Raw genomic sequence first — 13771 nt, forward strand, 5'->3', positions numbered from 1 at the left:
CGTCAAACCACCCTCTACTGGGGGCGCGTCCAACTGCGATGGTCATTAGAGCAAAATCCTCTTTTTTTACTAAAATTGCAACGTTTCTAAGACTGTACGGAGAGCCAGTGTAACCGACTGCCGTGAGGAATTAACGTTTTTTTGACAATCTCAACTGCTTTCAACCAACTGAGATTCTGAGAGCTTGCTGACTAGTTAAGTCATTATTTCTCAGGGTTATGACATTACACGTACCATCGGCTAGTAATCTAGCTTGTGGTAACTTAATGATTCTTAACTTATCACACTACTCAGGGTTTTTGCCTGATACACAGAAGCAAATTAGGCATGAAACACGAACCTTATAAATAATATGAATATCAGAAATTTTACAATTTGACACAACTTTTCTCAGAAATCTGAAAAAATTTAATGTAGATAGACGTAGGTAGGTAACTCATTTCAAGAGTTCAAAAATAGGCAGGGAGAGGGTAGCAGGGAATAAGGGGGGCAGAAGGGCAGGGAGAAAGAATTTTTATCAGCCATTGAGTGAAAAAATAGTACAACATTCCCTAAAAAATTATATCGGTAGCAGGAACATGGAAGGGCGCAGTTGAGTTTTTGTCTACGATGTTTGGTAAAATGCAGATAGTCACTTCGCCGCCACGGTCGTTGATACACCTCTGGAAAACCTATGTGAAACGTTAGACAAGGAGAAGGGAAGTTGGCATATCTTGACTAAATACAAATAGCCTAAGTGGTTTGTCCCGTAGTACAAGTAAGCCAGCATTATCCGGGACAGTAAAATTTGTAGAGTACAGGGTAAAAAATTCATAGTCTGCGGCAGGGTTCCGGTGGACTTCAAACATAGCTCTGGGTGCCTCCTAAGCAATAGCCGGATTGGCACAGGAACCCACCACTCTATGCAAAAGCATTCAGTGTGCGAGTATGTGACAGCGAGTATCTCACGGGCAATGGTAGTTCAATGACGACATCAACAACGATTAACCAAGGCGATCGCCTCCTGCACCAAAATGTTCTCGGTTCTCGTCGGTTCAGTAACTACTGGTGGGCAACTATCGTTACCTTGGGAGCAAGCGGCTTTTTATTGGCTGGAATATCCAGTTATTTAAAAGTTAATTTACTCATAGTTTCCGATCCAACTCAACTGGTATTCGTTCCCCAAGGATTAGTGATGGGGTTATATGGTACTGCTGGCTTGCTATTAGCCACATACCTGTGGTTAGTGATTTTATTGGATGTTGGAGGCGGTTACAACGAATTCGATCGGGAAACTGGCGCAATCAAAATCTTCCGCTGGGGGTTTCCTGGCAAAAACCGCCGAATTGAGATTGATAGCCGCATAGATAATGTGCAATCTGTACTAATAGACGTAAAAGAAGGTCTTAATCCCCGTCGTGCCCTCTATCTACGCATTAAGGGACGGCGAGATATACCCTTAACACGGGTTGGACAACCCTTATCTTTAACAGAGTTGGAAACAGAAGGCGCAAAGTTAGCCCGCTTTTTGGGAGTATCGTTAGAAGGACTTTAAATAATTGGGCATTGGGCATTGCGGATTGGGGACAAAGGGACAAGGGGACAAGGGCAATAACCAATGCCCCATGCCCAATGCCCCTCAAAACGATAAGATACTCTGGTTAAATCGGTAACAGGCAATGCGGTTAAAAATTTCACAATTTTTACTTTCTCTTGTGATTATCAGTGTCTTGATGTTGGGAGGATGTTCAACACAGCAAGTCGCTTCTAATAGCTCTTCTCCAAACTCGACAGCTGCCTCGGCCACAGGCGAGGCAAGCACCAAGACAACTACTGAAGCAACTTCTGTATCTCAAACTATTAGTGAGAGTATTCCTGGAATAACAGATTTACCAAGACTAGAAGGCAAGGCTACTGTGGTAATCACGGTTAAAGGTTCGCCGATTACTATCGAAGTAGACGGCACTGATGCCCCCATTACAGCTGGCAACTTCGTAGATTTAGTGCAAAAGGGTGTGTACGATGGTTTAGCTTTCCATCGAGTTGTGCGCGAACCCCAACCGTTTGTAGTTCAAGGGGGCGATCCTCAAAGCAAAGACCCGAAAGTTCCAGCAGATAGACTGGGAACAGGTAGCTATATTGACCCAAAAACGGGAAATGCTCGTTATATACCTTTAGAAGTTAAGCCCAAAGGTTCAGATACTCCGATTTACAATAAACCATTTGATGCTACTGCTCAAGCTGTCGTATTGCCCCATAAACAAGGTGCAGTAGCGATGGCGCGATCGCAATCACCAGATTCAGCTTCTGTCCAGTTTTACTTTGCTTTGGCGGATCTAGCATTTTTGGATGGTAACTACGCCGTGTTTGGCAATGTCACTCAAGGCTTTGATGTAGTAAACAAAATTCAGCAAGGCGATCGCATTGACTCTGCTAAAGTCACCCAAGGTGCTGAAAACCTGAAAACGCCTGGACAGTAGGAGTAAGAGGCAGGGGAGCAGGGGAGGAAGGGGGCGAGGGCGGTAGTAAAAAAACTCCTACTCTTAACTCCTCACTTTTAACTCCTAACTCCTAAATTGGTCAAAATTGTTGTTACTGGTATTGGTCTAGTTTCCGCTTTGGGTGGAAGCTTAGAGGATAGCTGGCGAAATTTAATCGCAGGTAAGTCTGGAATTCGGTTACATCAACCATTTCCAGAACTTACACCACTTCCTCTAGGTTTGATTGGTCAACAACCATCTGAGTTGACAATGTTAACTCAGATGGTTGTTGCTTCTGCTTTACAAGATTCTGGGTTAGTTGCACCTTTAGCTGATTGTGCTGTAGTCATTGGATCAAGTCGCTCTTATCAAGCCTCTTGGGAAATGCTGGCGCGGCAAATGTATAACGCGAAGAATTTTCCTGTGTCTTCTTTTGGAAATTGGCTAGGTATATTACCTCATATCAATGCGATCGCAGCTGCCAGGCAAATCGGTGCATCGGGGATAGTTTTGGCACCGATGACAGCTTGTGCTACTGGAATTTGGTCTATTGCCCAAGCAGCTTTACTTATACAAACTGGGCAATGTCAACAAGCGATCGCAGGTGCAGTGGAAGCACCGATTACACCCCTAACTTTAGCTGGATTTCAGCAAATGGGTGCTTTGGCGAAAACTGGGGCTTATCCCTTTGATTTGTATCGGGAAGGCTTAGTGTTGGGTGAAGGTGCAGCTGTGTTTGTCTTAGAATCAGCAGAGTTTGCAAAGCAGCGTCAAGCAAAAGTGTATGGTGAAATTCTCGGTTTTGGCTTAACTAACGACGCATATCATAGTAATTCACCAGAACCTGAAGCGAAAAGTGCGATCGCTGCTATCAAACAATGTCTAGAACGTAGTTGTCTGTCACCAACCGATATCGATTACATTCATGCTCATGGCACAGCTACCCAGCTAAATGACCAGATGGAGAGTATGGTAATCCAGCGTTTGTTTCCCCAAGGCGTGGCAGTTAGTTCCACCAAGGGAAGCACAGGTCATACATTAGGGGCATCTGGAGCTTTAGGTGTAGCTTTTTCTCTCATGGCGCTAAAGCATCAAATATTACCACCTTGTTTCGGATTGCAGCAGCCAGAGTTTGATTTAGATATCGTGACAGCAGCACGTCTAAGTAAAATTCGGCAGGTATTATGTTTGAGTTTTGGCTTTGGGGGACAGAATGCTGCGATCGCGTTAGCAAGGTAAAAACTTGTGTGTGCTCTTTAGCTCCCTTGTCGCCTCCTGAAGTCAAAAACCTAAAACGTTCAAAATCTACTTTTTAAGTAACCTGAGTTCGGGATAAGCTGATTGTCAGTTCTTTAGGATTGGTTTGCTGAAGCACCACCACGCACAGACTGAGCTTGCCTAATTAATTGCACAGCGTCACTGGCAGACTGTAAATTCTAACTCTGCGATCTGACAGGGAACTACAGCTAAATCAGCTCTAAATAATATTGCTCTGCTGGCCTTAGACAAATCGGCTGGCCCATCTACTATTAGATGATTAATTTACTTTTTCCTGGTTTATATCGATTAATTCAACTTGGTACTATAGTTTTGAAAAATAAATTGTGATTAAAAAGGAATATGAATGGCGATTGCTATTCGACAAGCTCGTGACGACGAACTTGAAGCGCTGATTCCAATACTACTATTGGCAGAACAATCGGAGCGTGCACTGCGATGGGGGCTTGCTAACCTCGTTGATGCTGTATATCGCATGGACGACAGCGAACACTTGGTTGGTGCAGCAACGATGAAATGGCGCAGCGACCCCTGCGAAATTATGGAACTTGGTATAGCCCCTGAGTTTCAAAGGCAGGGTTTAGGTAAGGAGTTCGTTGCTTGGTTGATTCAAGAGGCGAGGCAACGCGGCAAGAGGCAGATACTCGTCGGCACGTCTAATTCAAGTATCGCCAACATTGCTTTTTATCAAAAGTGCGGATTTCGGATGGATCATGTGCGCCAGGACTACTTTTGGTATCTACCGGAGCCAAGTTACGAAAACAGCATTCAGATTCAGGACTTGCTCGTATTTCGTTTCGATTTGGTGCCATGCTCAACTAGGAAAAAAAACAAACTCAAAGAGGAAAAGCAAATTAGGTATGAAAGCTAGGGTAAAATTAGTTCTTCGGGATGAAGAGAGAGAATGGCAGCAATAATGGTTCCCACTTAAGTCTGCCTGCTCACCGAAAAATTTACAGATTAATTGAGATAGTAGCCTAGATATAGGTATGGCTACTTGTAAGTTTGAGTGACTAGTGCTATGTACATTGAATCATTATCGATAGCAACCTTGGAGCAAGCAATTCACTTAAGAGAGGAAGTTTTCCCAGGCGTGAGTAATAGTAGTAATGGGCAATCGCTGGTGGCAAGTTTATATCGAGATAAATATGCTCAATGGTTTTCAACCAGTAGAATTACCCAACTTAATTACTGGGTTGCTATCGATGAGGAATCTTTCCAAGTAATTGGGCTAACTGGGTTATACTGCAAAAGCGAAGACGAACAAGAAGCTGACTGGTTAGGCTGGTTTTGTGTAGCATCACGATTTCGAGGAAAAGGAATTGGAAAAGAGCTATTAGACTTTACCATCGACTTAGCACAAGCAAAAGCAAAAAGGTACTTACGGTTGTATACTTGGGAACATCCCTCTTCGTATGTAGCCCGGATGCTTTATCTCAAACGCGGTTTTTACCAAATTGGTGAATCTCCAAACAACAGCGGATTTAAAACTATCTATCTTGAACTCCAACTCGATAGCATTATTCATAGTGGATGAAGAAATTCATCTGGTTACGATATTGCAAGGCTTTTTGTACATTTGATTATTTCAAGTGCCTGAAACGATGATTTTTCGTTCAAACTAGATCAAAAAGCGATCGCACTGTGATGCGATCGCCTTTTTTATAGATTTTGTCAAAGCCTACATCATCGGCAGCTAACAAGCCAATTCTCATTACAGGCAAAGCCTTTCATAGCAACTTTAGAGGAAGTAGGCAATCAACGGTGCGAAGCGATGCCTACAGCAGTAAACTACTCTCCTAGAACAAATGCACCAGAACCACAGGGTGGATCAAACTAGGGAAGCGATCAATTTCTTACAGGAAAAGGCGACTGAGTGCGGCGCCTTTATTTATGGAGAGCGATCGCAGCCATTGAGCTATCTGGCGGAATCCGCCAGATAAGGCGATCGTAACCAACCTGAGTTCGGGTTAAAGATAAGGAGGTAAAAGCCACTCCAGTTGAAGGCTAGGTTTCTTAGGTTGATGACAATATGAAGCAATTTCAACATCCGAGAAACTGGGCGAACTAGAGAAAATCTAAATTGTCTAGAGTGAATGTAGCCGTATACTGCTTTGCACACAAAGCAGGATGTACAATATAAAACTGTAACAAAAACTACAAAACTGTTATTTTTCCAAAAAAAAAAGGATAAGCTTAAGTACAGATGATATCCGGTTCGTAAAGATACCGTGATTAGGAGAAAATTTTATGATTTCAAAATCCTTGTTGTTGGCGGAAACTGCTTCTCCAGCGCATATATGTCCATTTGACCAAGCTTGTAGCTACTTAGAAGCGGCAGCGAAAGAATTAAATTTAAATCAGGGTTTGTTAGAAATTCTCAGCCACCCGCGTAAGGTTGTCACGGTTTCCATTCCCGTGAAGCTAGATGATGGGGAAATACAGGTTCTCGCCGGACATCGGGTACAGCACTCTGATGTCTTAGGCCCATACAAGGGTGGAATTCGTTACCATCCCGCTGTGACACTGCGGGAAGTATCCGCTTTAGCAATGCTGATGACCTGGAAATGTGCCTTGTTAGGTATTCCTTACGGTGGTGGGAAAGGTGGCATTGCTATAGATCCCAAACGCTACAGTGTTGGTGAATTAGAGCGAATCAGCCGCCGTTATATCAGTGAGTTGATTAAAGATATTGGGCCTTCCGTAGATATTCCTGCGCCAGATATGGGTACTTCTGCCCGTGAGATGGCTTGGATGATGGATACTTACTCTGTAAATATTGGTCATGCTGTACCAGGAGTTGTAACTGGAAAACCCCTTTCGATTGGTGGTTCTCTAGGGCGAGAAATGGCAACTGGACGTGGCGTGATGATTACTGTACGTGAGGCGCTAGCAGATCGAGGTAAATCCTTGGCAGGAGTGCGAGTAGCTATTCAGGGTTTCGGTAACGTCGGCTGTGCCGCAGCAGAATTATTATATGAAGCAGGGGCGAAAATTATCGCTGTTTCAACTGGTGCTGGGGGAATATTCTCTGAAGTTGGTCTTGATATTCCCAAGTTGAAAGTCTACGCCGCTGAAAATCGCAAGAGTATTGTGGGCTTCCCACAATCTGTACCAATTAGCAATGCAGATTTATTAACTTTACCCTGTGATGTCTTAATACCAGCGGCTTTGGAGAATCAAATCACTGAAGAAAATGTGAATCAGGTGCAGGCGCAGATTGTAGCAGAAGCAGCTAACGGCCCGGTTACTCTTGAGGCTAACTTGGCATTAGAGGCGCGGGGTGTGATAGTGCTACCCGATATTTTGGCAAATGCTGGCGGTGTAGTAGTCAGTTATTTAGAGTGGGTGCAGGGTCTGTCTTACGTATTTTGGGATGAGGAGCGTGTCAACCGCGAAATGGAACATTTGATGGTACAAGCGTACCGCAAGGTGATTCATCAGTCGGAGGTGCGCCAAATTTCTTTAAGGTTAGCAGCTTACACACTGGGGGTAGGTAGAGTGGCTCAGGCACTAACTGACAGAGGTCTTTATCCTTAGTTTTTTTAGTTGTTCATGGGGCAGAATAAATCATTGTCGGCAGTAATTTTACTTGAACCGACAGTGATTTATCTGCCTTTTTTTGAGCGATCGCTATAACATGACTACTACACTGTCGCCCAAGTTTGCCTACCTTTAACCAACTACTCAGAGTAACTTGTCTCACCAAGCTAATATTATTTGGTCAAGGATATTTTAAAGCTACTTTATGACTCACCAGAAGGTGCAGCAGCATGAATCAAGTCTGGTGTCTCCTCAACAGGAGGACGCTCAATAGTTTGAGCCAATGTGGGACGTTGATGGCGTAGTTTACCGCCGCAGGCATCGCGAGTTTGTATCTGCACAGGTTGACCAGTTTCAATTGACTGATAAAGTGCTTGAATGATACTAACATCAATCAATCCTTCCGTACCAGATGGCTCTGGGTCTTTATCTTGCAGAATACAATCAGAGAAGTAGGTAAATTCAGCTGCTAATTGATCGTGATCCTCAAAAGTACGCTCTTGGGTTTCACCATTAATTGTTAGGTAATGCTTCAGTTCTCCCTGCCAAGCATAAGCAGGTTCTACTCGCAAATCGCCTTGAGTACCTACAATTTGATAAGTCGAAACACTTGCCCCTCCAAAGCTACAGGTAAATGTTGCCAATCGCTCATTGGGGAAACGCAAGATGACGCTAGCCATTTCTTCCACTTCGCTAAAGCGTTCTTCTCCCTTATTCGCAGCTACAGCAAATACTTCAATTGGTTCATCTTGAAAGAGATAACGTGCAGCATTAATGCAATAGATGCCAATATCATAGAGCGTGCCACCACCTGTGACATCTCGTAAACGAATATTGCCTTCTTCTACTTGCTGAGTAAAAACCGAGTTGAAAATTCGTGGTTCACCAATTTGCTTTGAGCGCAAAATTTCGACTGCTTGTAAATTGGCTTCTTCTAAATGTAAGCGGTAGGCAATCATCAGCTTCACATTATTGTCATTGGCAGCTTTAATCATTGCCTCACACTCTTCTTCTGTCACTGCCATTGGCTTTTCACATAACACATGAATTGCCTGATTAGCAGCCCGCACAGTGTAGTCGCAATGCAAGTGATTGGGCAGCGCAATATAAACTGCATCAACCTCGCCACTTGCCAGACAGTCCTCATACTCCTCGTAAGAGTAAGTATGCTCAATACCATACTTTTTGCTCAGTTCTTCGCTTTTTGTGGGGTCATCTGAAACCAGTGCGACTAATTCTGAGTTTTCGGCGTGGATAAAGGAAGGCAAGGCGGCTTCTTGAGCAAACCAACCTAAACCAACAACGGCATAACGAATTTTACGCTGATCATTTGTAGCAGTCATTTTTATACCTCATGATGAATGAATAGCTTGGTAATTTTAATGCCCTAATTAACGCCATGTGCAACTTTACTCTCAAACCTAACCCCCAACCCCTTCCCTACTAGCGTTGGGGAGAAAGAATCAAAGCCTCTCTCTGTTTCGGGGAGAGGAATGGAAGCGGGGTTTTAACAATAAGTCGCACATAGCGTTAATTACGTGCAAGTTATGGATAACTGTTTATCTGCTTCAATTAATGAAAGAATGTCTGTTGCTTTAGTTTTAGCTATCTTTTCCCTTCACTAATAATCAATTTCTAAGGCTGAGAATTTGGAGGTTGATGAATGATATCTCGTATATTCTCAGTGACTTGGTAAATTAAAACCTCATTCTTTCAGTAAGCTTTAGTTCAAACTTAAGGAATATTTCTGGTATTGCACTCTAACTGAAATTCATAACCTTGGCATGATGGATACTGAGTATGGAGCATTAGCAGCCCAAGGCTACGATCCCAACCTGGAACACCAACTGAAGATTTCCCTACAGACCAGTCGCTTATATAATCAATCAACCAACAACTAAACTTTTTTTATTATGATGGTGTCACAGGGAATATTTTCATTTTGGTGAGAGATTGGAGGCAACTTTGAGTATTCACAACCTGAAGCAAAATTGGTGTATAAAATACACAGTGTATAATACAAACAATAGGAGTTTAACAAGTGTATGGTGATCGAAATACAACCAATAACTCAGACTTTATATGACCAAGATTATTACCTTTGGCTCAGGACAACCATCAACCAACTTCGCACTAGTCAGTTTTCATCTGTGGATTTAAATAACTTAATTGAAGAGTTGGAAGATATGGGCAGGAGCCAGAAGCGAACGGTGAAAAGTTTGTTAATTCGACTTTTTGAATATCTGCTTAAGCTCACATACTGGAATGTGGAACGAGAGCGAAATGAAGGGCACTGGAAAGGTGAAATTAGGACATTCCGTAGAGAGATTAAGGATGAACTCAAAGATAGTCCTAGTCTTAAGCCTTACATCTTAGAAATATTTGATAAATGTTATCAAGATGCAAGAACAGAAGCAAGCGATCGCTGTCAACTTGCCATTGACATATTCCCCTCTATACCCATTGGCTCTTTAGAACAAATCTTAGATAAAAACTGGTTTGCTGAATACAACCACAATCATCACGGTAAACCCGATTAAAATGAATCCCCACCCGACCAATTCCTGCAAGAATGCCTCACTGACCCAGTGTTGAGAATTCAACTTAAACGAATGGCATCGCAAAACTTTTGTAAATCCTCTTAAGTAACTCTCCTAACAAAGGATTAGAGGATGTAGAAATCTTGCCAAATATGAAATACTAATCCTTATTTGTTAGCGCTCGTTAAAAATAGATAGGTATGGGCCATAAGTAAAAGCTCGGTTACGTTTATTTCCGGTAATTTCTTGCACAATTCCTATGGCACATAATTCTTTGACTAAATTGTTAGTATTAGCATATGATAATTGGGTAATTGCTTGAGCAACTTCCATATTAAAAACTGGTTGGAAATAAAGTTTTTCAAGTAAAGCTATAGCACTTCCTGACTTGCGACTGCTGATTTCTTTTATTACTATTCTACGATGTTCCTCTTTTAAATTAACTATTTGACGAGCAACAGTAGATGCTTCCTGAGCAACTTCATATACACCTTTTAGAAAAAACTTAAGCCAGCTTTCCCAATCCCCAGTATCCCTTATAGATTGGAGATAATCGTAATATTGTAAACGGTGTTTTTTGAAGTAATAAGATATGTACAACAATGGGCGTTTTAATATATTTTTTTCACATAACAAAAAAGTAATTAGCAAACGTCCTGTTCTTCCGTTGCCGTCTTCAAAAGGGTGAATTGTTTCAAACTGAGCATGAGCTAATCCAATTTTAATTAAAGCTGGCATTGGGGCAGAGTCATGTAAAAACTTCTCAAAATTACTTAAAGCTTCTTGCATATCATGAGGTGGAGGTGGAACATAAGTAGCTTCTTTTAAAGAACATTTTCCAGCGCCAATCCAATTTTGGCTGTGACGAAACTCTCCTGGCCCTTTTTCAGAACCTCGACCTTCTCTCAATAATTCTTTATGAATTTCACGGATCAATCGCAGTGATAAAGGAAAATTATTTTCTAATCTTTTGAGTCCGTGATTAATTGCTGCAATATAGTTGACAACTTCAGTTACATCTTGCGGGTTGTCTGGTTCTACTGTACGAGATTCAAATTCAAGAACATCTATTAAAGAAGCTTGTGTTCCTTCTATCTGACTTGACAATACTGCCTCTTTACGAACATACATAAACACGAATAAGTCAGGATTAGGTAAAGCGTCTGTCGAGCCATCTAAACGACCTAACGCTCTATCTGCTTGTGATAAAAGTTCAAACATTTCATCGTCAATACATAATTTAGGTTTAGGCGGCAAAGGATTAGGTATAAAAGCTTTGTATCCAGCAAGTTGCTCTACGTATTTACCTGCTCTATGGGTATCAACCATATTATCGATTCCATTCACAAGAGAAGATTTTTAATCCATATTATCGAATATTGCTTGTTATCAATAATAAAGAATATTTTTTTCTTCTACATGATATGATGAAAGATTACGCCTAATAGAGTAAACAGCAACCAACCGCATTCCTTTTGGCTGAATTTCTTAAGTGGTCAGTATACTTGCTATAGCTTTGCTAGACTCGCTGCGTACATTATCAGCCAACGCGCTCAGTAAAACGTGTTTGAATCTCAGGAAATAGCTCACACAGTTCTTTTTTCTGGACGGGTGCGTAAAAAGCCATCCATTTGTAATACTGAGAACACAACGTCTCTGGTGGACGTAGAAATAGTGGTTAAAGTCTAATCCCCAGAGAGTGAATACGCAACTTGGGTTTCCATAGGAGTATGCAGACGTGCAGCCGGACTTAATAGGCTTGGAAATTAGTAAGGGGGAACTAAGACGTTTGACTGGATTCGATCCAGAAGATGTTTTTAGACCTTCTGTTTTGCGAGATGGCAAAAAGCGATTAGGGTTTTTTATCAGTGAAATGCTGGTGACGTTGGCGTTAACGCCAATAATTGTGGGCTTTGTTTACGCGTTTATTATTCTGCCAACAATTGGTTCTTCAATTCGACTAGGAATTCTTTTACTAATTTTAGTGCCAATGCCGATATTAGTCGGGCGATGGCTGTGGCGACAATTAACCTGTCCTGAAGGACTGACAATACTTTTAGATGAAGTTGATAAATATCATGACCTGGTTGCTGCCATCGATATTAATGACCAATTGGCAGCATCAGGAAACGTAGAAAGCAGTATTCATGACCGAGATAAAGTAACCGCCGCCTTGCAACTAATTAGAGAAGATTTAGTCCGCGCTCTGAAAACGGAACGAATTTTGCGAGATAATAAAAAATTGCTTGCTAATAACCAAGAGTTATTTGTGAATAATTTAGCCAGTCTGCGAGCTTTACAAGTTAGTAATCAAGCAGGCGAATATGCTCAACTGCTAAATCAATCATTGCAAATTGCGATCGATGTCCAAGCAGAAATCAGAAAATTGCAGAAAGGCTGAGTAGAGATTACCTCTGTTGATAAATTTCCCAGAAAACAATCGCCCCGTTGACTTAAATGAGCAACAAACCCAAAATAATTGTCCTGGATGATGACCCTACAGGTTCTCAAACAGTCCACAGCTGCTTGCTGCTAATGCACTGGGATGTGGAGACTTTACGCACCGGGTTGCAGGATGATTCGCCGATTTTCTTTGTGCTGACTAATACTAGATCGCTAACGCCAGAGTCAGCTGCATCTGTCACTAAAGAAGTTTGCCAGAACCTGAAAATCGCTTTGAATGCTGAAGGAATCGACGATTTTCTGATTGTCAGCCGTTCTGATTCTACTTTGCGGGGACATTATCCTATTGAAACAGATGCGATCGCACAAGAACTTGGCCCCTTTGATGCTCATTTTCTCGTACCAGCATTTTTTGACGGCGGACGCATCACCCGCGATAGCGTGCATTACTTAATTATTGGCGGTGTACCCACCCCAGTCCATGAAACCGAATTTGCCCGTGATTCAGTCTTCAGCTATCATCACAGTTACTTACCCAAGTACGTCGAAGAAAAGACTCAAGGACGAATTAGTGCCGAAGCTGTAGAAAGGTTTCTCCTAGCTGATATTCGTGCTGGTAGTTTGGAACGATTGTTACAACTTCATGGTAATCAGTGCGCTGTCGTCGATGGTGAAACTCAAGCCGATCTCAACCGCTTTGCAGTAGATATATTAGCAGCTGCAAGTCAAGGGAAACGCTTTCTGTTTCGCAGTGCAGCAAGTATTTTAACGGCTTTAGCCGCTTTACCACCCCAACCCATTGCCGCCGAAAACATGGCGCAGTACGTGCGCCAAGGCAAACCAGGTGCGGTGATTGTTGGTTCTCATGTGAAAAAGACTACTCAGCAATTAGAGGCGCTGTTGCAAGTAGAGGGAACTGTAGGAATCGAAGTGAATGTAGCGCGATTACTTGATGATGCAAATCAATCTGCGGCATTGCTAACCGAAATCAAAGAAAGTACACGGGCGGTACACGAAGCTGGCAAAACATTAGTAGTTTATACTAGCCGTCAGGAACTGAATTTTAAAGATGTCAAGACACGATTGGAGTTTGGTACTAAGGTTTCAGGTTTATTGATGGATATTGTACGGGCTTTACCATCTGATATCGGATTTTTAATCAGCAAGGGTGGTATTACTTCAAACGATGTCTTGAGTACTGGATTAGCTTTAACTTCAGCCCGTTTACTAGGTCAAATTTTAGCTGGTTGTTCAATGATATTAACGTCATCCGATCATCCCCAGTTTCCTGATTTGCCTGTGGTGCTGTTTCCAGGTAATGTCGGCGATGCTGATGCCTTGGTGACAGTTTATCAGAGGTTGACGGTGCCAATTTGAGATTTGAGATTTGAGATTAAAGAGTCTTTTGGTTAATGTCGGACTAATATTCCGCTACGCCAACACCCCTTGTGGTTACTGAGCTGATCGTTGTGTGAGTGACACAAATCCAAAATCCAAGTTGCGCTGTCAGCGCACCAAAGGTGCGACCCAAAATTGAAAATTTGTTGT

At 42.2% G+C, this 13771-nt stretch carries 11 protein-coding genes; 9 read left to right on the top strand and 2 right to left on the bottom strand.

What is annotated here, in order from left to right; all coding sequences use genetic code 11:
• Positions 1-964 precede the first annotated feature (964 nt).
• The 6 genes from HWQ40_RS08580 (at position 965) to HWQ40_RS08605 (ending at position 7277) form a co-directional block, all read left to right on the top strand.
• Positions 965-1534: a photosystem I assembly protein Ycf4 gene (locus tag HWQ40_RS08580; RefSeq protein ID WP_292776617.1), complete on the top strand. Its 570-nt coding sequence runs from the start codon at positions 965-967 to the stop codon at positions 1532-1534.
• A 124-nt stretch (positions 1535-1658) separates the two neighbouring features.
• Positions 1659-2459: a peptidylprolyl isomerase gene (locus tag HWQ40_RS08585; protein ID WP_292776619.1), complete on the top strand. Its 801-nt coding sequence runs from the start codon at positions 1659-1661 to the stop codon at positions 2457-2459.
• Positions 2460-2555: 96 nt separating this feature from the next.
• Positions 2556-3698, top strand: coding sequence for a beta-ketoacyl-ACP synthase (locus HWQ40_RS08590; protein ID WP_292776621.1), 1143 nt, complete (start codon positions 2556-2558; stop codon positions 3696-3698).
• Between the two features lie 385 nt (positions 3699-4083).
• On the top strand, positions 4084-4608 hold the full coding sequence (locus HWQ40_RS08595; protein ID WP_292776622.1) for an N-acetyltransferase: 525 nt from the start codon (positions 4084-4086) through the stop codon (positions 4606-4608).
• 150 nt (positions 4609-4758) lie between these two features.
• Complete coding sequence (locus HWQ40_RS08600; RefSeq protein ID WP_292776623.1) at positions 4759-5274, top strand: GNAT family N-acetyltransferase; 516 nt, start codon at positions 4759-4761, stop codon at positions 5272-5274.
• 713 nt (positions 5275-5987) lie between these two features.
• Positions 5988-7277: a Glu/Leu/Phe/Val dehydrogenase gene (locus HWQ40_RS08605; protein WP_292776624.1), complete on the top strand. Its 1290-nt coding sequence runs from the start codon at positions 5988-5990 to the stop codon at positions 7275-7277.
• A gap of 206 nt (positions 7278-7483) precedes the next feature.
• Here HWQ40_RS08605 and HWQ40_RS08610 read toward each other — a convergent pair whose 3' ends face one another.
• Positions 7484-8623 carry a Gfo/Idh/MocA family oxidoreductase gene (locus HWQ40_RS08610; RefSeq protein WP_292776626.1) on the bottom strand — a complete coding sequence of 380 codons (1140 nt, stop codon included), beginning with the start codon at positions 8621-8623 and terminating at the stop codon, positions 7484-7486.
• Between the two features lie 702 nt (positions 8624-9325).
• Here HWQ40_RS08610 and HWQ40_RS08615 point away from each other — a divergent pair.
• The gene (locus HWQ40_RS08615; protein ID WP_292776628.1) at positions 9326-9820 is read left to right on the top strand and encodes a DUF29 domain-containing protein; all 495 of its coding nucleotides are present in this window, start codon (positions 9326-9328) and stop codon (positions 9818-9820) included.
• Between the two features lie 174 nt (positions 9821-9994).
• On the opposite strand, the gene HWQ40_RS08620 is transcribed toward HWQ40_RS08615, so the two are convergent.
• Positions 9995-11149 (bottom strand): Fic family protein, encoded by a 1155-nt coding sequence (locus HWQ40_RS08620; RefSeq protein WP_292776630.1) that lies wholly within the window; start codon positions 11147-11149, stop codon positions 9995-9997.
• Between the two features lie 409 nt (positions 11150-11558).
• Here HWQ40_RS08620 and HWQ40_RS08625 point away from each other — a divergent pair, with 409 nt between their 5' ends.
• Both HWQ40_RS08625 and HWQ40_RS08630 read left to right on the top strand, forming a co-directional pair.
• Positions 11559-12221, top strand: a complete 663-nt coding sequence (locus tag HWQ40_RS08625; RefSeq protein WP_292776632.1) for a hypothetical protein — start codon at positions 11559-11561, stop codon at positions 12219-12221.
• Between the two features lie 56 nt (positions 12222-12277).
• Entirely contained in the window at positions 12278-13600 is a 1323-nt protein-coding gene (locus tag HWQ40_RS08630; protein WP_292776633.1) for a four-carbon acid sugar kinase family protein, read from the top strand.
• The last annotated feature ends 171 nt before the right edge of the window (positions 13601-13771 follow it).

The sequence above is a fragment of the Nostoc sp. NMS9 genome (genome assembly GCF_017114995.1).
Lineage (GTDB): Bacteria > Cyanobacteriota > Cyanobacteriia > Cyanobacteriales > Nostocaceae > Nostoc.

What these genes read in the sequence shown, in the direction of transcription:
- HWQ40_RS08580 (WP_292776617.1), top strand. Translation starts at nt 965, where the DNA reads ATGACGACATCAACAACGATTAACCAAGGCGATCGCCTCCTGCACCAA.
- HWQ40_RS08585 (WP_292776619.1), top strand. Translation starts at nt 1,659, where the DNA reads ATGCGGTTAAAAATTTCACAATTTTTACTTTCTCTTGTGATTATCAGT.
- HWQ40_RS08595 (WP_292776622.1), top strand. Translation starts at nt 4,084, where the DNA reads ATGGCGATTGCTATTCGACAAGCTCGTGACGACGAACTTGAAGCGCTG.
- HWQ40_RS08600 (WP_292776623.1), top strand. Translation starts at nt 4,759, where the DNA reads ATGTACATTGAATCATTATCGATAGCAACCTTGGAGCAAGCAATTCAC.
- HWQ40_RS08605 (WP_292776624.1), top strand. Translation starts at nt 5,988, where the DNA reads ATGATTTCAAAATCCTTGTTGTTGGCGGAAACTGCTTCTCCAGCGCAT.
- HWQ40_RS08610 (WP_292776626.1), bottom strand. Translation starts at nt 8,623, where the DNA reads ATGACTGCTACAAATGATCAGCGTAAAATTCGTTATGCCGTTGTTGGT.
- HWQ40_RS08615 (WP_292776628.1), top strand. Translation starts at nt 9,326, where the DNA reads ATGGTGATCGAAATACAACCAATAACTCAGACTTTATATGACCAAGAT.
- HWQ40_RS08620 (WP_292776630.1), bottom strand. Translation starts at nt 11,149, where the DNA reads ATGGTTGATACCCATAGAGCAGGTAAATACGTAGAGCAACTTGCTGGA.
- HWQ40_RS08630 (WP_292776633.1), top strand. Translation starts at nt 12,278, where the DNA reads ATGAGCAACAAACCCAAAATAATTGTCCTGGATGATGACCCTACAGGT.